General features: G+C 48.3%; 22 protein-coding genes and 2 tRNA genes. 12 read left to right on the top strand and 12 right to left on the bottom strand.

Translation table 11 applies throughout. The features are described from left to right. Positions 1-29: 29 nt before the first annotated feature. The 7 genes from ABFZ84_RS11445 to ABFZ84_RS11415 all read left to right on the top strand — a co-directional run bounded on the left by ABFZ84_RS11445 (position 30) and on the right by ABFZ84_RS11415 (position 5,155). On the top strand, positions 30-668 hold the full coding sequence (locus tag ABFZ84_RS11445; protein ID WP_369314147.1) for an OmpH family outer membrane protein: 639 nt from the start codon (positions 30-32) through the stop codon (positions 666-668). A 97-nt stretch (positions 669-765) separates the two neighbouring features. After that, on the top strand, positions 766-1,755 hold the full coding sequence (gene lpxD / locus ABFZ84_RS11440; protein ID WP_369314146.1) for a UDP-3-O-(3-hydroxymyristoyl)glucosamine N-acyltransferase: 990 nt from the start codon (positions 766-768) through the stop codon (positions 1,753-1,755). A gap of 4 nt (positions 1,756-1,759) precedes the next feature. Next, the gene (fabZ, locus tag ABFZ84_RS11435; protein ID WP_369314145.1) at positions 1,760-2,224 is read left to right on the top strand and encodes a 3-hydroxyacyl-ACP dehydratase FabZ; all 465 of its coding nucleotides are present in this window, start codon (positions 1,760-1,762) and stop codon (positions 2,222-2,224) included. Between the two features lie 10 nt (positions 2,225-2,234). Then, positions 2,235-3,020, top strand: a complete 786-nt coding sequence (lpxA, locus tag ABFZ84_RS11430; RefSeq protein WP_369314144.1) for an acyl-ACP--UDP-N-acetylglucosamine O-acyltransferase — start codon at positions 2,235-2,237, stop codon at positions 3,018-3,020. Continuing rightward, positions 3,020-3,862: an LpxI family protein gene (locus tag ABFZ84_RS11425; RefSeq protein WP_369314143.1), complete on the top strand. Its 843-nt coding sequence runs from the start codon at positions 3,020-3,022 to the stop codon at positions 3,860-3,862. Before lpxA ends, ABFZ84_RS11425 begins: the two co-directional genes overlap by 1 nt. Beyond that, positions 3,859-5,025, top strand: coding sequence for a lipid-A-disaccharide synthase (lpxB, locus tag ABFZ84_RS11420; protein WP_369314142.1), 1,167 nt, complete (start codon positions 3,859-3,861; stop codon positions 5,023-5,025). Before ABFZ84_RS11425 ends, lpxB begins: the two co-directional genes overlap by 4 nt. Before the next feature lie 54 nt (positions 5,026-5,079). Further along, positions 5,080-5,155: transfer RNA gene (locus tag ABFZ84_RS11415), tRNA-Trp, on the top strand. 125 nt (positions 5,156-5,280) lie between these two features. Here ABFZ84_RS11415 and ABFZ84_RS11410 read toward each other — a convergent pair. Continuing rightward, a complete protein-coding gene (locus tag ABFZ84_RS11410; protein ID WP_369314141.1) occupies positions 5,281-5,835 on the bottom strand; it encodes a carboxymuconolactone decarboxylase family protein in 555 nt (184 codons plus the stop codon). Positions 5,836-6,116: 281 nt separating this feature from the next. Here ABFZ84_RS11410 and ABFZ84_RS11405 point away from each other — a divergent pair, with 281 nt between their 5' ends. The 3 genes from ABFZ84_RS11405 (at position 6,117) to nusG (ending at position 8,912) form a co-directional block, all read left to right on the top strand. Then, complete coding sequence (locus ABFZ84_RS11405; RefSeq protein ID WP_369314140.1) at positions 6,117-7,928, top strand: hypothetical protein; 1,812 nt, start codon at positions 6,117-6,119, stop codon at positions 7,926-7,928. Positions 7,929-8,074: 146 nt separating this feature from the next. After that, positions 8,075-8,356 carry a preprotein translocase subunit SecE gene (gene secE / locus ABFZ84_RS11400; RefSeq protein ID WP_369314139.1) on the top strand — a complete coding sequence of 94 codons (282 nt, stop codon included), beginning with the start codon at positions 8,075-8,077 and terminating at the stop codon, positions 8,354-8,356. Positions 8,357-8,378: 22 nt separating this feature from the next. Then, the gene (nusG, locus tag ABFZ84_RS11395; protein ID WP_369314138.1) at positions 8,379-8,912 is read left to right on the top strand and encodes a transcription termination/antitermination protein NusG; all 534 of its coding nucleotides are present in this window, start codon (positions 8,379-8,381) and stop codon (positions 8,910-8,912) included. On the opposite strand, the gene ABFZ84_RS11390 is transcribed toward nusG, so the two are convergent. Beyond that, positions 8,909-9,784, bottom strand: a complete 876-nt coding sequence (locus tag ABFZ84_RS11390; protein WP_369314137.1) for a glycosyltransferase family A protein — start codon at positions 9,782-9,784, stop codon at positions 8,909-8,911. The genes nusG and ABFZ84_RS11390 overlap by 4 nt on opposite strands. Before the next feature lie 185 nt (positions 9,785-9,969). Here ABFZ84_RS11390 and ABFZ84_RS11385 point away from each other — a divergent pair, with 185 nt between their 5' ends. Beyond that, positions 9,970-10,560 (top strand): HD domain-containing protein, encoded by a 591-nt coding sequence (locus ABFZ84_RS11385; protein ID WP_369314136.1) that lies wholly within the window; start codon positions 9,970-9,972, stop codon positions 10,558-10,560. On the opposite strand, the gene ABFZ84_RS11380 is transcribed toward ABFZ84_RS11385, so the two are convergent. From ABFZ84_RS11380 to ABFZ84_RS11340, 9 genes are all read right to left on the bottom strand, one after another. Continuing rightward, a complete protein-coding gene (locus tag ABFZ84_RS11380) occupies positions 10,557-11,276 on the bottom strand; it encodes a sulfotransferase-like domain-containing protein (RefSeq protein WP_369314135.1) in 720 nt (239 codons plus the stop codon). The genes ABFZ84_RS11385 and ABFZ84_RS11380 overlap by 4 nt on opposite strands. Before the next feature lie 3 nt (positions 11,277-11,279). Next, entirely contained in the window at positions 11,280-12,212 is a 933-nt protein-coding gene (locus tag ABFZ84_RS11375; RefSeq protein ID WP_369314134.1) for an aminotransferase class IV, read from the bottom strand. 422 nt (positions 12,213-12,634) lie between these two features. Further along, positions 12,635-13,474 (bottom strand): helix-turn-helix domain-containing protein, encoded by an 840-nt coding sequence (locus ABFZ84_RS11370; RefSeq protein WP_369314133.1) that lies wholly within the window; start codon positions 13,472-13,474, stop codon positions 12,635-12,637. Between the two features lie 164 nt (positions 13,475-13,638). Beyond that, the gene (locus ABFZ84_RS11365) at positions 13,639-14,481 is read right to left on the bottom strand and encodes an MBL fold metallo-hydrolase (protein WP_369314132.1); all 843 of its coding nucleotides are present in this window, start codon (positions 14,479-14,481) and stop codon (positions 13,639-13,641) included. Then, positions 14,478-15,269, bottom strand: coding sequence for a TatD family hydrolase (locus ABFZ84_RS11360; RefSeq protein WP_369314131.1), 792 nt, complete (start codon positions 15,267-15,269; stop codon positions 14,478-14,480). The genes ABFZ84_RS11365 and ABFZ84_RS11360 overlap by 4 nt, the downstream gene beginning before the upstream one ends. Continuing rightward, positions 15,269-16,294 (bottom strand): DNA polymerase III subunit delta', encoded by a 1,026-nt coding sequence (locus ABFZ84_RS11355; RefSeq protein ID WP_369314130.1) that lies wholly within the window; start codon positions 16,292-16,294, stop codon positions 15,269-15,271. Before ABFZ84_RS11355 ends, ABFZ84_RS11360 begins: the two co-directional genes overlap by 1 nt. Before the next feature lie 42 nt (positions 16,295-16,336). Then, a complete protein-coding gene (gene tmk / locus ABFZ84_RS11350; RefSeq protein WP_369314129.1) occupies positions 16,337-16,990 on the bottom strand; it encodes a dTMP kinase in 654 nt (217 codons plus the stop codon). Then, positions 16,991-18,172: a D-alanyl-D-alanine carboxypeptidase family protein gene (locus ABFZ84_RS11345; protein WP_369314128.1), complete on the bottom strand. Its 1,182-nt coding sequence runs from the start codon at positions 18,170-18,172 to the stop codon at positions 16,991-16,993. Positions 18,173-18,241: 69 nt separating this feature from the next. Next, complete coding sequence (locus tag ABFZ84_RS11340; RefSeq protein WP_369314127.1) at positions 18,242-19,222, bottom strand: septal ring lytic transglycosylase RlpA family protein; 981 nt, start codon at positions 19,220-19,222, stop codon at positions 18,242-18,244. Between the two features lie 212 nt (positions 19,223-19,434). Here ABFZ84_RS11340 and ABFZ84_RS11335 point away from each other — a divergent pair. Further along, a tRNA-Ser gene (locus tag ABFZ84_RS11335) sits at positions 19,435-19,525 on the top strand. Between the two features lie 406 nt (positions 19,526-19,931). On the opposite strand, the gene ABFZ84_RS11330 is transcribed toward ABFZ84_RS11335, so the two are convergent. Then, the gene (locus ABFZ84_RS11330; protein ID WP_369314126.1) at positions 19,932-20,681 is read right to left on the bottom strand and encodes a VIT1/CCC1 transporter family protein; all 750 of its coding nucleotides are present in this window, start codon (positions 20,679-20,681) and stop codon (positions 19,932-19,934) included. Positions 20,682-20,853 lie beyond the last annotated feature (172 nt).

Here is a 20,853-nt window from a genome sequence, read left to right as displayed (position 1 = left end):
AAGGGCATAAAAGGTAGAGGTATAGAGAAATGAAGAAACAATTGATTGCGATGACCGGCGCTGCGGCGCTCGTTCTAACTGCGTTTGCCGGTGGCGCATTCGTTAACAACGCGGAAGCCCAAAGTGCTCAAAAGGCACCGGTTATTCTGATTGTTGACCGTGCAATGCTGATTAGTCAGTCGAAAGCAGGAAAAACAATTCCATCACAGGCTGAGTCACTAAAGGTAAATGTTGAGAAGGAACTCGAATCCGAAGCTGGTAAATTGAAAAAGGAAATCGAGTCGTTTCAAAAGAATGCGTCTTTGATGTCTGATGAAGTTCGTCAGAAAACGGAACAAGATCTGGCTGTTCGCTCACAATATGGTATGCCGCAACGTGTACAAATCATGGAGCAGGCATTTTCTGCGGCAGTTCAACAAGCGCAAACCAAAATTCTTGTTGAAAGCCAGCCTATTCTTAAAGATATCGTCGACAAACGTGGTGCTACAATCCTTCTGGACCGTTCCGCTGTAATGTACGCAGCACCAGAAACGGATATCACCCAAGAGGTTATGTCTGCGCTCGATAAGAAGTTTCCAAAAGTTGACGTTGAGAAAGTTTCACTTGCGGAAATCGAAAAGCAAATCAAAGAAGCACAATCAAAAGCGCAAAACGCGAAAAAGAACTAAGCGAGCCAGCTTCTTCAATTCTATTGACGGCCGGCGCATCACGCCGGCCGTTTTTATTTTAAAAAATAGGTTTCGAACGATTGAAAAGTGGGATTTGATGCTAGATCAAAGATTTTTTGAAACCTTATCACCGATTTCCATAAAAGATGCCGTCACATTAATCCGTGCAACGCGGGTTTTTGGCGACCAAAGTAATGAATGCTCACGTGCTGAACGACTTAATGGCCCCGAGGATCAAGACACATTGCTGTTTTGTGAAAAACCAGCAGCGCAAAACTTCCCCCGAAAGTTTGGCTTACTAATTTTACCTGACGCATATGATGGCGAAATACCTACCGGTGGAGCCGTCGCTTTAGCACAATCACCAAAACTAGCTTTTGCAATCCTCGCATCGAAACTTCACCGTTCCAAAACTTTTACAGAACGCCGGACCCAGTTCGACAAGGCGATCAGTATCGATGAAACGACTTATGTATCTGCCGACACCGTTATAGGAAACGATGTCACGCTCGGGCCGAATGTCACCATTGGCCCCGGCGTTGAAATCGGATCGGGTTCAATTATTGAAGCTGGCGTTGTCATCACACACACAATTATTGGTGAAAATGTACACATCCTTCCCGGTGCGAGCATCGGCCAGCCTGGCTTCGGCTTCGTTCCTGGCGATGAAGGATTGGTTAAAGTCCCGCAACTCGGGCGCGTCTTAATCGAAGATGACGTGGAAATTGGCGCGAATGTCACCATTGATCGCGGCGCTTTAGAAGACACCCACATTGGGCGCGGATCTAAGATCGACAATTTAGTCCAAATCGGCCACAACGTACAAATTGGACAGCACAGTATTATCGCCGGCCAATCAGGAATTTCAGGTAGTTGCATTATCGGTAACGGGGTTTTGATTGGCGGACAGGTCGGAATGACTAATCACCTTCGCATCGGTGATGGCGCGCAGATTGCGGCTGGGTCCGGATTGATGCATGACGTCCCAAGCGGTGAAAAATGGGGCGGTAGACCGGCCAAGCCGGTAAAAGAATGGTTGCGAGAAGTCGCGGCTCTGACACGACTGACAAAAAGAAGGAATGGTTGAAACCATGTCAAAAATTGAGCCCGGAAAAAGCGTCCTCGAAGTCGAGGAACTGATGCAACTTCTTCCGCACAGATATCCAATGCTTCTTGTTGATCGGCTGGTCGATATTAAACCCGGCGAGGGGGCAGTTGGTATTAAAAATGTTTCCTATGGAGAGCAGTTTTTTCAAGGCCATTTTCCGCAAAAGCCCGTAATGCCTGGCGTTCTAATCATCGAAGCCATGGCGCAGTCAGCCGCCGCGTATACGTCTTATACTGAAAACCTCGAAGTCGAAGGAAAGGTCGTACTTTTCATGGGGGTTGATAAGGCCCGCTTTAGAAAACCTGTTATTCCGGGTGACCAATTACGTATAGCCGTTCGTACCGTTCAGCGCCGCGCACCAGTTTGGCGTTTTGAGGGTATCGCGACCGTCGATGGAAAGCGTGCAGCGGAAGCACAATTTTCTGCAATGCTAGCTCAGCCATTTTGACCCTAAAAGTATGAGTATTCACGCCACTGCAATTATCGAAGAGGGCGCGCAGATCGGAAACGTGTCTGTTGGCCCCTTTTGTTATATTGGTGCGGATGCTGTTTTGCATGATGGCGTTGTCTTGCAAAACAACGTCGTCATTAAAGGTGCCACCGAAGTTGGTGCGCGGACAATTGTGCACCCTTACGCAGTTTTGGGTGGGCCGCCGCAACATTTAGCGTGCACCGGTGACAATACCGCTTTGAAAATTGGCGAAGACAATATTATTCGCGAACATGTCACAATGAACCGAGGAACTGCCCCCGGCGGCGGCGTCACCAAAATTGGTGACGGCGGTTTCTTTATGGCAGGCGCACATGTGGCACATGATTGTACGATCGGTGATAAAGTAATTTTTGCGAATAATGCGACACTTGGCGGGCATGTAAAAATTGGAGACTTTGCATTTCTGGGTGGGCTTTGCGCGATCCATCAGTTTTGCCGAATAGGCGATTATGCGTTTGTGGGCGGGTGCGCTGCCGTTGCCGGCGATATTATTCCTTTTGGCTCGGCTGTTGGTAATCATGCCCATCTTGTTGGCTTGAATATTATCGGACTAAAACGCCGTGGATTTTCCCGCCAAACAATATTTAATCTGCGTGCGGCTTACCGAATGCTTTTTGATAGCGACTTAACGTTCAAAGAGAGAACCGCCGCTGTTCAAGAAAAATATGGTTCCTGCCCAGAAGTTTTACGGGTTCTCGAATTCATCCTACAAGGTGAGTCCCGCCCGTTGATGACACCTGATCGTCACTAATGTCTCGGTGGCAAAAACTTGGTATTATCGCTGGCGGCAGCGCGCTGCCGTTTACCATAGCTGCTGCTGCGAAAGCACGTGGCGAAGATATTTTCTTTATCCGCTTAAAGGGAATGGCTGACCCATCCTTAAATGATTTCCCGGGTGTCGATTGCGCGTTAGGCGAAGCCGGAAAAATAATCCGGTCATTAAAAGAAGCGAAATGCGATGCCGTAATTCTAGCCGGCATGGTCCAGCGCCCAGAGTTCAAAAGTCTAAAAGTCGATTGGCGCGGTGCCGCTATTCTACCAAGGCTGGCTTCGGCAGCTGCAAAAGGTGATGGGGCGTTGCTGGATCTCCTGGTCAAGACTTTCGAGGCTGAAGGGTTTATTGTTATTGGCGTAGATGAAGCCGTACAGGGACTAACAGCACCACATGGCGCAATCGGAAAAAATGTTCCGACATCAGAAAACCTGAGTGATGTTAAAAAAGCAGCATCTATCATTAACGCGCTCGGACCATATGATGTGGGACAGGGGGCTGTTGTCGCAAATGGACTTGTTCTCGCGATTGAAGCCGCTGAGGGTACTGATGCTATGCTTGATCGCTGCATACAGTTACCCAACGGTATTCAATCAGGTGGTGTTTTGGTGAAGCGACCAAAACCGGGCCAAGAGCTGCGCGTTGATCTTCCAGTGATTGGTATTGAAACCATCAAGCGCGCCGCCGCCGCCGGGCTTTCCGGGATCGCAATAGAGGCATCAGTCGCTTTGATTATAGATAGGAACGAAGTTGTAACCTTAGCGGATCAATCTGGAATTTTTGTTTACGGGTTTGATCCACGGGATCTCCAAGAAGCGTGAGTAAAAACCGGCACCTCACCATAATGGTTTGCGCTGTTGAGCCTTCAGCAGATGATCTTGGTGCCTCATTAATGAAAGCCCTCAAAGCCAAACACAATGAAATTGACTTTGTCGGGTCTGGCGGGCCATCGATGATAGGTGAGGGCTTGAAAAGCCTTTTTCCTATAGAACCATTTTCCGTCATCGGACCGATTGATGCATTACGTGCCTTGCCGGCAGCGGTAAGCGCTTCACGCATATTGGCCAATAATGCAGCAAAGAGTCATGCTGATGCCTGTATTCTGATCGATAGCTGGGCCTTTGCTCATTTAGCCGCTAAAACAATTCGCAAACAGTCACCGACAACAAAGCTAATAAAATATGTTGCACCCCAAGTTTGGGCATCACGGCCAAATCGCGCAAAAACAGCTTCTGAACTCTTCGACGCAATGCTTTGCCTCTTTGAATTCGAACCGGAGTATTTTGAAAAATATGGATTGTCCTCAACTTGGGTCGGGCATTCGGGTTTTCAGGACATGCGAAACCGCCCCGGTGAAGGGGTAGCGTTCAGAAGTAAGTATGGGATATCGAACCAAACACCGCTCCTTGCTGTGTTACCAGGAAGCCGTAAGAGCGAAGTGCAACGTCTCCAAGAACCATTCCGGCAATCACTTCAGCTGATTTCCCAGAGATTTCCAAATATGCGCACTGTCATTGTCGCGGCACCCAATGTAGCACAAATGCTGGAACCCATGGGTGAGACATGGCCAGGCACCCCCATCATAGTTGAGAAGGCTGAGCGGCATGATGCGTTCGCAGCGGCTAATGCCGCGCTTGCCGCATCAGGAACGGTGGTTACCGAACTCGCTATCCAAAGCACCCCAACTGTAGTCGCATACCGTGTCGGCCGCCTAACAGCCACATGGGCGCGGCGTGTGATAACGACTAAATATGCCTCGTTAATCAACATTGCCGCTCAACGCGAGGTTGTACCCGAATTTATCCAAGAAAATTGTGAACCACAGAAAATAGCCGCTGCCGTGATCAATTTGCTGTCGGACGGCAATGCTCGGGCGGCTCAGATTGGTGCATTTCCAGCGCTGGTGACCGCTTTGACTGGTTCTGGGGACAATACCCAAAGCATTGCCGCAAATGCGGTTTTAGACGAGATTTGGCCAAAATAACGTAAATCGCTATTGAAAGCTTTGCCCGGGCAGCTTAATGCATGGAGCTGGCCTAGGGGTGTAGCTCAGTTGGTAGAGCATCGGTCTCCAAAACCGAGGGCCGTGGGTTCGAGTCCCTCCGCCCCTGCCATTTTTAACGGAAATTTTTGTTGATTTTCAAAAGCGCCTATCGCGTCGACTTGGAAGCTCGCACTTTATTCCAAAGCGCGAACTTCCAATAATTCGGAGTTAGGCAAATCAGGCTAAGGGCGATTTTTAACTCGCTTTTTGCCATTCAAATTTTTGGAATGGTTTGTCAATTGGCGTATTTGCAAGGTGGTTTGTGTAATTTGACATTATCTTTTGAGAATAACCGAGAATAACCTCAAGAATATGGCGTTTAGTAAAACCAGCATTTAGAAAAGCCTGCACCTTCGTATCATCAACATTACCGCGGTCGCGCACGACACTCAGTGTGAAATCACGAAGAGCTTCGAGGCGCGCATTTGGCAAAGGCGTCTCGTTGCGCAGGGCTTCAGAAATTACGCTATCAACACCCATGCTGTTCGCAATCGCTGTGTGTGCCGGCACACAATAGTGACACTCGTTTTCAACGTTGATGGTCTGCCAAACAACGGTTTGTTCATCGTTGTCGAAACTTGATTTTGAAAACAGATCGTGCACGACCTGGTAGGCTTCCAAAAGTCTTGGTGCCTCAGCCATAACTGCGTGCAGACCGGGGATCATCCCAAATGCTGCAATTGAGTTTTGTAAAAGGGGTTTGCTTTCTTCGGGGGCATTGTTTTCGTCATAGAGCGTAAATTCGGTCATGGGTTCTCTCCATTCTTTTCTGTGGCGCGGTTCAATCCGCGTTGAGACAAATAGGAGTAATGAGCGTTCGCTCAAGCCATAAATTGAGCGATCACTCAAACGTGAGTATTGGTGAGGATCACAATACAAGTCATCTTCGACCAGCACGTTGAGTTAACGACTAAATGTTACTTGGTTGCCTCGCTAAATAGTAGTTCCGAGATTGAATCTGAAACCGCGGTGAGTGGACTTGAATATTCAAGGGGGCAACAATAGCGTTTAGGTAGAACACAAAAGAGGGTATGGCAGGAATGGTCAAAGTAATCGGGGGAGGTCTAGCAGCAGCACTAATTGCTGGCGCATCTGCATTTTTGTATCTTGCGGGCACACCAGTAGAAGCTGTCTCGCCAAAAGCAAGTAAGCCGCCTTTGTCACAAATCGGCCCTTGGTACCCAGCAACATTCAATATCGAAGAACCCTATATAAATATCATACATGCCAGCCCGATGGAGTGGTCCGGTGACGATAAAAACACTCAGGAGCTATTAGACGCTGGAATTATTAATCCAAAAACTGGTTTGCCCAGCGAGTTGCCAAATGGGAAAACCTTGACGACGGGCGTTTATTTTACAGGTCCATCCGACATGCAAAAAGAGCATTGGGACGGAGAGTGGGTATTGGAATGGGAAGGGAATGCAGACCTTTCCCTTCTTTATTTACCTAAAGAGCTACAGTGGCGTGTGGCGTCTAACAGGATAGAGTTCACCCGGGATCGGGCGGGAGGACGAACTCCGTATCATGCGGCAATCCAAATAAAAAGAATGAAAGAACCAATTACAATCTTACGTATGTACCGCAAAGAAAACGAAAAAGCGCTCCGTGCAGGGAATGTATATTCTCAAGCATTTATCAATGAAATTTCTAAGTATGACGTTGTGCGGACGATGGACCTTCAAGAGACAAATCGGGCCGCAGTGAGGTCGATAGATGACCTTCCTGGGGAAGGAGCACCATTCTGGGGTAATATTGCTTACACGAATAACCCAACAGTACGACAGCCTTATCGTTCTGCGCCGCTTGAGCCAATGTTCAAGATTGCAGTTGAAGCGGATAATATGCTCTGGACACATGTTCCGATCACGTTGGGTGCTCCGCGCGATTTGTATGATCCTGAAATTATAGTTCCGGATTTCGCTCAATGGGCAGGAGCATATCGAAGAATGGTTCGAGAAGACCCGGAGCAGGTACTTTCAAGCCCAGAATGGGATCGCTATGCGGATCATTTTGTTCAAGCCCTAATAGCGAGTGGTTATCCGGAAGGGAGGACGCTCTACGTTACCATCTCCAATGAGGTATGGAATTTTGCGGGACAGTACTTTTTAACAACCCAATATGCTTGGGGACTTGGCGAAGGAATGGGCCCCAAACTTGGAATTTCCGGTGGATATAATCGTACTGGTTACGGTGTTGCATCCGCAAAATGGAAACTAACCTTGGATAAAGCCCTTGAGAAAGCCGGACGCAAACAGAGCGTTGTTTATGTCTTGGAAGGTCAAGCAGTGAACCGGGCGACTACCTTGGATGCTCTGATCGCCGCTAAAGCATATATGCAAAGCGTTGGAGAAAACTGGGAAGACCACTCTGACGCTTTTGGGGTATCTGTTGCCTCCTATTGGGGGTCTCATGATTTTACGAAGTTCAAAATCGATGCAAATGATCTTCAATCTATCGAAGAATGGTTGATTAATGGGCCGGCTTCTCATCTCGCAACATTAAAAGCAGTCCTGAAGTATTTCAGGGAACACGCTGAACAAGCAGAAAAATTTGGCGTGCGCTTCATTGGTGCCTATGAGGGTGGTTCACACTTCAATCGCCCTAAAGAAATGTCCAAAGAGCGCTATACCGAGTTCATGTGGGGTGAGGACGGCTATGCCGGACGCGTAAACACAGCCGTAAACGACGCCTTGGCGACCGAGTTCCCGGGAGTGATTCTTTCGAATTACGTGCTCGCAGGCGCTGAGAGCGACGCCTATTTCGAGGGTCCAATTGGCGCTGAAAATGCATATGCTAAGAGCTGGGAGCCATATTTACGTCGCCGGAATGAAGCCGAATGACCCAGAACACCGCAAAAGCATAGAAACTGGCTTGACGATCCCCAGAAAAGGTTTACCTAGTTCGCATCTTCCGAAATCCTCTGGAGATTAGCGAGCGTCGGACGGCGCCAGCGAAACTGTGTCTTCTAACACGAGGGCTGCTTTGAATGGCAAAAAAGAAGAAATCTGGCGGTGACGCCCCGGTACTTGAAGGCAAGGCCGCGGAAGTCAAAAAGAAAAAGCGGACCAGCCCGTTTGAATTCATTCAACAGGTTCGGAATGAAGCGGCTAAAGTTACCTGGACAACACGTAATGAGACTTTGGTCTCGACGATCATGGTGTTGATTATGGTCGCGATTATGTCGTTGTTTTTCTTTGGCGTAGATCAAGGCTTGCGTTACGCGGTTTGTACGATCCTACCCATCGACTGTGTCGCTGCAGGTAACTAACCCAAAGAAACGGACAAAAGTCATGGCGAGCAATTGGTACATCGTTCACGCATACTCGAATTTTGAGAAAAAAGTTGCAGAATCCATTCTTCTATCTGCGAAGGACAAGGGGCTCGCGCATTTCATCGAAGAGTTGTTTGTTCCAACTGAAGACGTAACTGAAGTTCGCCGTGGGCGTAAGATCAATACTGAACGTCGGTTCTTCCCGGGTTATGTGCTCGTGAAAATGGTGATGAATGACGACACTTATCACCTGATCAAAGACACTCCAAAAGTTACTGGGTTTTTGGGCTCCGGCAATAAACCGATGCCGGTACCGCAAAAAGAAGTTGATCGTATTCGCGGCGTAATCGAAGAGGGCGAAGCTCGGCCTCGTTCAACAATTACATTCGATGTTGGCGAAAATGTCCGTGTTACGGATGGGCCGTTTGCATCATTCTCTGGCATCGTCGAAGAAGTTGATGAAGATGCAGAACGCGTAAAAGTCGCTGTCTCAATCTTCGGGCGTGCGACACCGGTAGAACTTGAGTTTACTCAAGTCGAAAAAACCACTTAGGTTTCGACGCTCGATTGTGATCCACTTTGCAGACGTCGCAAAGTTAGTAGGTCAAACCAAAAATTTACTGGCTCAAGGCGCGGGCGCAAATTCGCGATTGCGCTGGCCGTGTAGATTTCACTGATATTTTCGGGCATAGCACTAAGCCCTCGTTTTTTGAGAATCCGATACAATATCTGCTTTTGGAAATGGCGCTCAGAATATCGCCGACGGCGTCGGCGATAAATCGAAAGATCTCGGACATTCAGATTTAGAGACTCAAACTCGAAAGTCGCGCCTTTGGCTGTCGTAATTCGATATGCGTGTGAATCGTCTTCACCGGCCTCTAGGTCAGTAAGCAACAAATACGACAACAATCCATCTTCACCCTTAGCGCCAAAGGGTAGACGTAAATTCATTGACCGGAAACGTTCAATTGCGGTCTTAGACATCGCATAAAGATTACCGCTTAGGTAATTGTGGACGAGCAATGTTCGAGCCCAACTTTTCCGACTTCGGCCACTAGCGGGTAGGGCAGCGGCAGCAAAAAGTTCGGGGTTTTTTGTCAACTCATTAGCCAGAGCAGTAATAGAGCCCACACTAGGCATGATGTCGCCGTCTAGAAACACATGAACATTCGACCCAGCACTTGCAATTCGATGGGTATATTCGTTCCAAGCATTTGCTTTATCGCCTACCGGAAGTTCATGAACCGCAATTTGGCTGTTTGCCGCCGCGAGAGCCCGTGCGACGGTAGCCGTGTTATCGGAGCACCCATTTACCAAGATGTGAATTTCATCATCCGGGCGCAATCCGGCCGGCGCTAATGCACCTATACAGTACGGCAAAAGCCGCTCTTCATTTCTCGCGAAAATGCAGACTGAGATGCTCATTTGAAGCGTTACTATCTATTCTCGAATACCGTTCTAGCAAGGTGAAAGGACAGAAAAGCACTCTTGTCCATTCGAAGCCAGTTCTAATGCAAAATTACAGCCAAAGTGACATCTGCATAAACTTCTTGAGCTCAAAGGCTTTGCATTCGTATCCTTTTAGAAGGTAACCCGCGAGAAAGTTTCAAATGACAGAGCACCACGAAAAACCAGGCAAGAGAGCGAAATTTCGCGCGATGACCGAGGGGACACAGGAAGATTGGGGCATTATCGCCGAGCACTTCATGCCATTCGCTGTGAATGGCGGTAAGCGCATTCTCGATCACCTCAGGATTCTCAAGGGGGATTATGGTGGTTTTCCAGTCGATCGGCTGGAGCATAGTCTACAGACGGCCACGCGCGCTCACAAAGATGGCCGCGATGAAGAATATGTAGTTTGTGCGTTATTGCATGATATTGGCGACACATTAGGCGCTTTCAATCATCCCGATATCGCCGCTGCCATTTTAAAACCATTCGTCTCAGAGGAAAATCGCTGGATGGTCGAGAAACACGGGATTTTTCAAGGCTACTATTTTTTCCATCACCTAGGAATGGATCGCGACATGCGTGATCAATTTCGTGACCATAAATATTTTCACCATACGTATGAGTTCTGTGAAAAATATGATCAGACTGCTTTTGATCCAGACTATGAATCAATGCCGCTAGAAGCATTCGAGCCAATGGTCATGAAACTATTTCAAGCACCAAAAAATTCAGTCTATTCTATTGATTAAACCTGCAACCGACGTTCATAGAAATAGCAATAATCATCCATAGATGCTTTGGCTATCGCGTCTAATTCACCGGAAAGAGCAATTCCCTTTTCCGTATACGGTAAAAAACCCGTTGAATTGACGACCGCATCATACCAATGCGCGGCCCATATCCCATCTGTATTTCTTACCCCCGTGGGCCAAGAAAGCATGTGTTTTGAAAACTCCAAACCTAACACATCACATAATTTCTCAAGCATTTCAGCAGGGTTTCTCAGTATATCAGCCGCATCGACAATGGGAGCGGGGGCGCGTTGGTAGATTTCGCGCTGAATTTCATAGCTATGACTAATGGGGGCAACATCATCGAGTTTATTCTTATACGACGCGACCATTGCAGCAGGATGTCGGATCAGGTGAAACATTTTTTGTTTGTTCAGCCATCTAAAATCGGGCGCGAACGTCAAATGAAATGCAATGTGCTTTTCAAAAACATATGAATGTCCCGAAAGAGCTGGCGCTCGTAAATTCTCAATTGCGGTTTCCCAATCGGATGGCTGTGAAGAAATAATTTCTTCACGCATAGGATGATTTGCACCACTACTTTTTAAGTATGATGCATAAAAGGGTTCGTCGATAACTGTGGTGTCGGGGCGACTCTCAAAGCTACGCATCATTGTCGTTGAAATGTTACGCGGGCCAGAAAGCATAATAATCCGGGTAGGGGTTGAAGTCATAACCTACCGACCTGACGCTGCATCTTCAGCTACATATTTTTTATAGAGCTCCTGCAGTCGAGCAACCATTGGTCCGCGTCCATCAGATATATGTCTACCGTCGACCTCTTTAACCGGTGAAACACCCGCGAAAGTACCCGTAATAAATGCTTCTTCAGCACCATAAACATCATGCAATGAGAAATTTTTCTCCCGTGCACCTATGCCGTTCTGACGTGCTATTTCTAAAATGGCGCTTCGCGTGATACCACCGAGACAATAATCGCCAGTCGATGTCCAAAGCTCCCCATCACGTACGATGAAAAAATGGGTCGAATTACATGTCGCTACAAAGCCATGTGGATCAAGCATCAACGCTTCGTCTGCATTAGCTTTGGCCGCCTGAATACAGGCAGTAATGCAGTTTAACTTTGAATGGGAATTTAGTTTTTGATCTTGCCCATCCGGATAACCACGACGGACATGGACTGTAAACAATCGAGCACCATCAGTTGCTGTTGCGGCAACGGGTCTTTTAAATTCTGGGATAATAACGATCGTTGGCGGTGTAATCGTTGCTCGCGGATCTTGGTAGGGAGTAGCCTTGATCCCACGCGTAACCATAAGCCTAATATGCGCGCCGTCATGAGCGTTGTTTGCGTCCAAACAATTATACAAGCGTTTTTTAAGTTCAGGTTTTGTAATATCCATTTGAAAATCGAGCGTTTTCGCGCCGTCAAACAAACGTTTTAAATGCTTATCGAGAAACGCAATCACGCCTTTTCCGTCTGCTCGCGGATGAACGCGTAAACCCTCCCAAACGCCATCTCCGAGTATAAACCCAGAATCAAATACAGAAATTTTTGCCTCAGCGCGAGGCGTTAAAACGCCATTTATATCAATCAGAATTGAATCGTTTCTCTGATCTTGTTCAAATGCGTGAGTGGAATGGGTCATGTTTAGTTTCTCATTCTCTAAAGGAGGTGCGCATCAACGAAATGGCTCCAAAGAAAGCTAAATTTCCCAGCATCAGAAAGCCAGCGCTTTGTTCGTAGATAACATCCACGCTCGACTGAACTTTATGCCAGGCTATCGAAATGCCGCCATAACTTCTGGGATATAAGGGTGGTTGTGTAGCTTTAGACCGGATGGAATGTTATTCGCACAATTTATATTGTCGAAAATATTATTATACTTAATACAAACGGGAACGCGTGTGAAATCGTCTTGCGATAGATTCCCAACGCGTTCCCGCAGGTCTCCCAAAGGTTTTCCCCCGCTGGTCTCTCCTCCAGCAAAACCTCTTGGGCCGGTATTCTCCCGGCTCCAAATCTAGAATGCGAAAAGATCAAGCTATAGGAAATTTTGGCCAATTTTTGTTAAAAACTAGCGAGCGGAATTTGGAACATACTGCGCTGCCGGGTCTGTTGTATTTGAGAGATCAACGGTGCTTGATTACTGATAAATTGCTTCGGCGTAACACCGATGAAGGTTTTGAACTCTTTGATAAAATGCGACTGGTCATAATAATCGGCACCAGCGGCGTTCATCCATTGAGTTTCACCAGAACGAATACGATCTGCTGATCGCAGTGCCCGGTATTTGCGCTGTAGATACTTTGGTGAAGCGCCAAAATATAATTTTGCAAGCCGGTCCGTTTGTCGCCGTGAAACATCCATGGCACTTATTAAATCATCCAGTGCCAAATCATTTGGATTTAGCAGCCAGTCAGCAAGTGCGGCTGGGTATCGTTGGCTGATCCGTTTAATTCGCTTGGTAAGTAAGTCGATAAAGAAACAATCTGCCGCAGCGCTCATTTCTGCCAAATTGCGAGCATTTCGAATTTGATCAATCGTCGAGCGAAGAATTCCTCCACCAAAAGCTGTAAGGTCCACTGCTCTATCCGATAATTCATCCGCACCCACACCAAATAATGCGTTCCATCCTTTTGGACGTATACCAATGCCGAAAACCTGTGTATTTGGCTCTACGAGCATATTGTAAGAACCTAATGTCGGCCCTAACAAAAATGCTGACATTCCTCGTTCTATCTCTCCACCGGGCAATTGTAGCATTCCGCCACCACGCAATAGAACGCGAATATTTCCGAGCTCTGCACACAATGGCTCCGATGAAGGAATATCCGTTGAATAGTAATAATATGCACGCACATAGTCGCGAAGATCCGTACGAGGTATATGATAACGGAGTTCAACCACGACCTAAACAATCAACCCAATGCTGCTCAACAATATCCCAAAAATCCCGCGAATTTATAAATATAGCTGTAATGAAAAAGAGAAACTATGACAATTACTTCCGGCCACGCTGGAAAGAGTTAAATCATGGTTTTCACCACCAAAACAATGCACTAAGTGTGTAATTAAAGATTTCCACTTAGTATCATTCCATCATATGCGGGTACGACCTCATCCGGAAGTTCATCGCATAGTGACGCGTAGTCCATTGTCACGTGCAGATTAGTCAGAACACCCAAATCTGGCGCAATCCGTCGAAGCCATTCTAATGACATCTCTAAATGAGCATGGGTAGAATGTGGTTTGCGTTGCAGAGCGTCCACAATCCAGCAATTAACCCCATCAAGGGTCTTAAAACTCTCATCTGGCAAACCAACGACATCACTTGAATAAGCGACATTCCCGATACGAAACCCAAGTGAATTTACGCTGCCATGAAATTGTAAGAATGGGACGATCGGAATTTCCCCGCTCGGTCCATTGACCGCAAAGGCTTCTCCACAGACAGGCATTTCGCGTTTATCTAAAATCGGTCGATACGGACTTCCCGGCGCTTGTTCAAAACAATAACGGAAACGATCAAGCAAATGCCCCGACGTTTCTCCGTCTATGTAGACTGGTATTCTTTTTTGCATTTGAAGCGCAAAGACACGGAGATCATCAATACCGTGCGACTGATCAGCGTGATCATGGGTGAACAACACAGCGTCAAGCCGCGAGCATTGCGCGGCCAATAGCTGCGCACGCATATCCGGCGACGTATCGACTAACACAGACGTGACTTTGTCGTGTTGATAGCCAAATTTTGGGTGTTCGCGTTGAATTAAAATTGAACACCGTGTGCGTCTATTTTTGGGCTCTGATGGATCGCAGGCACCCCAGTCACCACTACCGTCTTTGCCGCCGAACCTTGGAACCCCTCCAGACGAACCTGACCCAAGGATAATGACTCTGAAATTTCCGCTCATTGTTCCGCCATAGGATTATGTGCTTGGCTAAAACATCGGAAAAAATTATCGGTAGTGGCTCGTTCAACTTCCGCCAAAGATATGCCTTTGATCTCTGCCAGCCTTTCCGCAACATGAACGACATATGCCGGTTCATTTCGCCGTCCACGCATTGGAACCGGCGCTAAATAAGGGCAATCAGTCTCAATGATGATCCGATCAAGTGGCGTTGATTCAGCGATCGCCCGAATATCAGCAGCATTTTTAAATGTTACGATACCGGAAAATGAAATAAACCCGTTCATCCTCAGAACCGCGCCGGCTAACTCCGGCCCGCCAGTATAACAATGGAGAAGTGGGGTGAATGCTCCTTTTGATTGCTCAATTTCTAGCAATTTTTGCGTTTCAGAATCTGCATCGCGCGTATGAATAATAAGCGGTAGCTGTGTTTCACGCGAAGCATCAATATGAGCTTGGAAGACCCTCTCCTGCACGGATCGGTCAGAATATTCGTAATAAAAATCGAGCCCACACTCACCAATGCCGACAACTTTCTCATCCCGCGCCAAGTCTACTAAAGTCTGCGCCGAGAGCTCTGGATCGTCCTTTGCATAATGCGGGTGAACACCAACACTTCGCCAAATCAGCGGATCAGCCATAGCGATTTTCTTGATGGCTTCTGTAGACGATAACTGATCGGAAATCGTCAGCATGGCAGAAACGCCTGCTTCACGCGCTCGGATTAAAACATCCTCTAGGTCGTCTTCGAATTTATCCGAATGAAGATTAACATGACTGTCGACAAACACTAAACCCTACTCCCACGCATCGCCAAACGAAGGTCATGCGCCATTGCAATTATGAGTTGGCCACGATCTAAATTGACGGCCTCGCCTCGACCGACCAGCCGCGAAAGCGTTTCCCAGCCGACTAACAAGGCCCCTGCTCCCGCATCCGTTGGAAATGTGCTATGTGGCACCCCTATTGCAGCCGCACGGGCACCATCACTCAAAGTCGACAGCACCGTGTCACGAAAAACTGGCCAACGGCCATCGCCGGCTTTTCCGGTCACACCCGCAATGACTTTAGATATATCGCCGTTGGATTGACTAGCTTTAAAAAAAGTATCAACGAGCCCAATCGCGTCTATGCCATCACCCTCAGTAAGGGTTAAGGCATACCCCGGACGACCATGAGAAAATGCTGCTACCTTTTTTGATGTCCCAGCATCTATGCCTTCGCTTATCAAAAACTGTTCAATTTCCGCATCGCCTAATGGCGGTAGATCTATCCGCCGACACCGAGACCTGATTGTCGGCAATAATCGACCGGGTGCAGACGACAACAATAACAAAAGGGCACCACGTGGCGGTTCTTCAAGCGCCTTTAAAAGTGCATTGGCCGCATTGCGGTTCAGGTTATCGGCGGTGTCGACGATCGCGACGCGCGCGCCAGATCCTGATGCGGTTCGATTGAGGAACGACGTTAGCTTTCTAACGGTTTCAACAGTAATTTCCGCTTGGAACTTCGATTTTTTCTCATCCCAAAGGCGTGCTGCCACGAACAAATCTGGATGTGCATTTGCGCTGATCTGACGAAATGTCCGATTGTTTTCCGACATGCCTAAACTGTCAGCATCAGACAAAGCACTTGGATCGAGGACCGCACGGGCAATACGGTAAGCAAGCGTCGCTTTTCCTGCTCCTTGTGGTCCAGAAACAATCCACCCGTGGCTCAATACGCCCTCGCGCATTGTCGCACGCAATGAACGCTCTAGCGCATCACGACCAAACAGAGTTGCGCGCATATTGGGAGGAAGTAACTCGTCATCCATGCTACTTATCTATTCACTTTACCGCAGGAATGGAAGGACGCTCTAAATATCAATAACAGGTAGCCGATTTTTCGTTTCTGCCAGGATACGCTGGGTCACGCTATCCATGTCACCACTCGCATCGACAACAACGCAGCGTTTAGGATTGCGTTTGGCAATTTCTAAAAAAGCCCCCCGGACCCGTTTCTGAAAATCCGTTCCTTTTGATTCAAAGCGTTGCTCTTTGCCTGACCTCGCACCCGCGCGGTTTAAGCCAACCTCAATAGGCAAATCGAGGATGATTGTTAGGTCAGGTTCATTCCCCTTAACAACCAAGTCATGAAGGCTATTCACACGTGCTTCACCAAGCGCGCCCGCAAGCCCCTGATATGCCATCGTTGAATCTGCGAAACGATCTGAAATCACGACTGCGCCGCGCTCAAGCGCTGGGGTTATTGTGCGCTCCAAATGATCGGCGCGAGCAGCATACATCATCAGTGCTTCAGTGATTGGAGACCAACGATCTGCGTCTCCTTCGAGAAGCAACCCCCGAATCGCCTCAGCACCTTCAGACCCGCCCGGTTCGCGGGTTAATACGACTTCGCGCCCTGCGGTTCGAACGGCATCCGCGAGGCGTTGAATTTGCGTTGTTTTACCCGACCCATCTCCGCCTTCAAAGCTAATAAAGATACCGCGTAGAGGTTTGCCGACCGACATTTATTGGCCGGCTTCGAGAGAAGGTTCACTTGACGTCGGTTTCGCCAAAATCTTTTTAGCAGCCAACCCGATCTTGCCCCAGACGCTGGCCTCCTTAACGGATTGCCCAGCGTAAAGTGCATATTCACGCGCAGGACCATTCGCAGCCTCGACTCGTAGCGTTCCGATCTGCTGTTTTTCCGAAATCGGCGCAGAAACAGGTCCGTCATATATTATCGTTGCTTTCACGCTGTCGAGCATAGAGCGGTGCAACATGAGTTTGACGGGTTCATGGGTGATCAACGGAACGCTTTTCGCTTTACCTTTAAAAACTTCGGCATCCCCGACGATTGCACCGGAATCAAAAATCATTTTGGTTGAAAAATCATTGAAGGCTATACGGATCAAACGTGCAGACTCTGTCGCGCGCTGGCGTTCAGACGTTAGGCCATTCACAACAACGATCCGGCGCTCGTCATTTTGAACAGCAGATCCAACGAGACCATATCCCGATTCCTCAGTATGCCCCGTTTTAAGACCATCTGCGCCATCAACAATGCCTAGTAGTGGGTTGCGATTGGCCTGACGAATCTTCTCCCATGTAAATTCACGCTCAGAAAACAGCGCATAATATTCGCCATACTCAGAAATGATTTTACGCGTCAAAACGCCTAAATCACGCATACTCATTTTCTGTTTCGGATCAGGCATTCCATGCGGATTAGCAAAAGTAGAATCCGTTAAACCCCATTCATGTGCTTTACGGTTCATCAACTCGGCGAAAGCTTCTTCAGATCCAGAAATATTTTCGGCGACAACAATGCATGCATCATTGCCGGACTGAACGATAATTCCGCGCAAAAGATCGAGTACAGGAATGCTCGTATTTACCCGAACCCACATCGAGGAGCCTTCGCGCTCACGCCACGCTTTTTCGGACACCTCAAATTCGTCCGTCAACTGTAATGAGCCGTCTTTAAGGCGATCAAAAACAATCGCGACAGTCATCAATTTTGACATCGACGCCGGGGCGGTCGGTGTCCGTGCATTCTTTTCGAACAGGACCTCGCCGGTTCGATAATCCATGATGAACGCATATTCAGCGGGCGTGGTTATCGCATCTTGCGCGAGCGCTGTCTGTGACGCTCCTGTGATTGCCGCTAAAACTATCGCAACGCCAATACGGAATTTAGAAAATTGCAAAGCTCGACTCCTTGGAAATTCACTCATCGCCACTAAAAAGCGATTCAAACCGTTGTTTTTCAGGCACATCTAAGGCGTTAACGTGACCAATGCTGCATCACTATAACCCGCAGCGCGAACGCGCGCCAACTTTTCTGCCGCTGTATCGATTGACGCATAAGGCCCAAGATTGACGCGATAGAACACCGAACCGGTTTCGGTCTCAATGCGCGAGAGCCGCAACGGCCCAACATCACCAAGCTGAGCCCGTAATCCATCAATATTATCGAGGCGCGATAACGCCGCCACACGAATAATATACAAAGCTTCGGTCGCCGATTCGGCGCTAACATTAGGATGCACGAATTTAGCGTCATCTGGGTCCGCAGTGCTTAAATCCGCCGCCGGAATTTCAACTGAACGATCATGTCTAACTTCGCCCAGCGCGACGTCCTCAGCGCCTGGTGTCAGCGCAGGAGCATTTTCTATGCTGGTGAGCAAAGAAGAAATCTCCTCGCCCTTTACCGCTGGCGTTTCTACGGCTTTTGGTTCTTTCAAAGAAATTGCGCTGGCTACACGGTTATTCCGGCGCGGTGCAGCGGCCGTTAATGGTGCCCTGCCCACATAGCGGACCCTAACCTTTGCAGTCCCCTGCTCCTCAAAACCGAGCATACGAGCGGCCTCGCGCGACATATCGATTATGCGGTCACCCACAAAAGGCCCACGATCGTTTAGACGCACAGTCACAGAGCGGCCATTTTCAAGATTGGTCACCTCAACAATCGACGGCAGTGGTAGTGTTGTGTGCGCCGCCGAAAGCAAATTCATATCGAAAATCTCGCCATTTGCGGTGAGTCGACCCTGAAACTGCTGTCCATACCAAGACGCCGTGCCCACACGATTATAATTTGGATCTTCTTTCGGATGATACCAACGCCCAGCGACCTTGTAGGGGTTACCAACCTTGTAATGGGGTGACCCACCTACGCTAGAGCCCCTTTGTGGCGCGGTGGTACACGCACCCAAGAGCACAAAAACACAGAGAATGAGCCAATTTCGAGATTTGGTCATACGCGCAAAAACGCCTCACATTTGATGGCCGGTTGGCCTCACTCATCGCTTAAGCGACTCGGCTCATCCCCGCAATATGGCACTCACCATGATTAGGTTAACTATGTTCGGGAAAAAACTATCATTCTAGTGCTTGTCATTTTCGCCGAGCACGTTATCTCTCCCTCCGCGCATTTAGCGCGCCAGGGAAATCTAGGTCCTAGCGCGCGCCCGGAGGGGTGGCAGAGTTGGTCGAATGCGGCGGTCTTGAAAACCGTTGAGCGTGTGAGCGTTCCGTGGGTTCGAATCCCACCCCCTCCGCCATTTGTGCCGTCAATGCAGCATTATGTTTTCACCGTAATATTCTATCCGCGTGATTGCGTGCCGGAAAAACACCCAGACATCTTTCGTTAGGCTTTCGATTTCCTTTCTCAGATGGCCCTGAGACATCAGAAATCATTCAGCCGATGCCGAGAGGCAAAACCAAATGCTAAACGTACGATTTTGCGAATGATTGTCATTGGCAAATGTCGCCCCATATGTGCAAAATGGAAAAAAGACCAGAACCCAATTCTTAGAACTGTTATCCTCTGAGTAAATCACCCCCAACATGCACCGTGTGCGGACATGTCTTCGGGAGGAGCAAGCTTAGGAACTGATCAGTTGTATATATCTCAAGCTAATGGAAATTCGGCCGGATCAAGGATTAAGAAGCAGCGCTTTTTTTCGACTATGCGCCAACCCACGACTTCAGCAACGCCCCAACGCCATAGGCTACGCCTGCCGCGATCATCCCAATAAAGAAAGTTTCAAGGCCCGACACCCACCAGCGCGCGGTAGACCATTGGGATTTAAACGTCCCGATACCGAAAAATACTGCACCGGTCATAATCGTAGCGATAATCATACCTTGGTTTACCGAAATGGCGACCATGTCGGTGAATAGGAACGGCAATAGCGGAACAGCGCCACAAACAAAGAATGCGATAAATGTTACTACCCCAGCGGTTTTGGGTGAGCGTTCGACCTTTGGTGCGCCGTGTTCCTCTTCGAGCATAACCTTGACCCAGCGTTCATGGCTTGCGGTAATAATATCAACAGCACGTTCAAGATCTTCGCCTTCAAAACCCTTTGCTGCAAAAATCTGACGAACCTCTTCTCGTTCACCCTCTGGGGCCAAGGCTATATGGCGGTGTTCCATTTCACGTAGACGTTTGTAATCATCTTGTTCGGCTTTCACGCCAGAATAGTTCCCGGCGGCCATAGAAAAGCCGTCTGCCAACAGGTTCGCCGCACCGAGAATAAGAATGACATTCGTCGATAGTGATGCGCCAGCAACCCCTGCCACAATCGCAAAGGTCGTAACCGCACCATCAATTCCGCCAAAAACCCAATCGCGCAGATAGTTCGCCTGCGGCCCATCTTCAAGGCGCTTGGCGATATCATCGGGGGCGTGGCTATGTTCAATTTCCTCATGCATCGAGCGAGTATGGGGGCGGCCGAAAAAGCACGTCAATCATTGCATGCGCTAACAATATTCAATCGCAAAGAAATCGGCCTTGTGGCGCTCTTGGTTGTGGGGATCCCCATGTTACATTGGGCCTATCGTGGGCCGAGTTTACGATAGACCATTGCCTCTGTAGCATCGGAGG

Source organism: Hyphococcus lacteus, assembly GCF_041058985.1.
Classification (GTDB): domain Bacteria; phylum Pseudomonadota; class Alphaproteobacteria; order Caulobacterales; family Parvularculaceae; genus Hyphococcus; species Hyphococcus lacteus.
The sequence above is the reverse complement of the archived record's forward strand: the minus strand, read 5'-3'. Positions and strand labels throughout refer to the sequence as shown.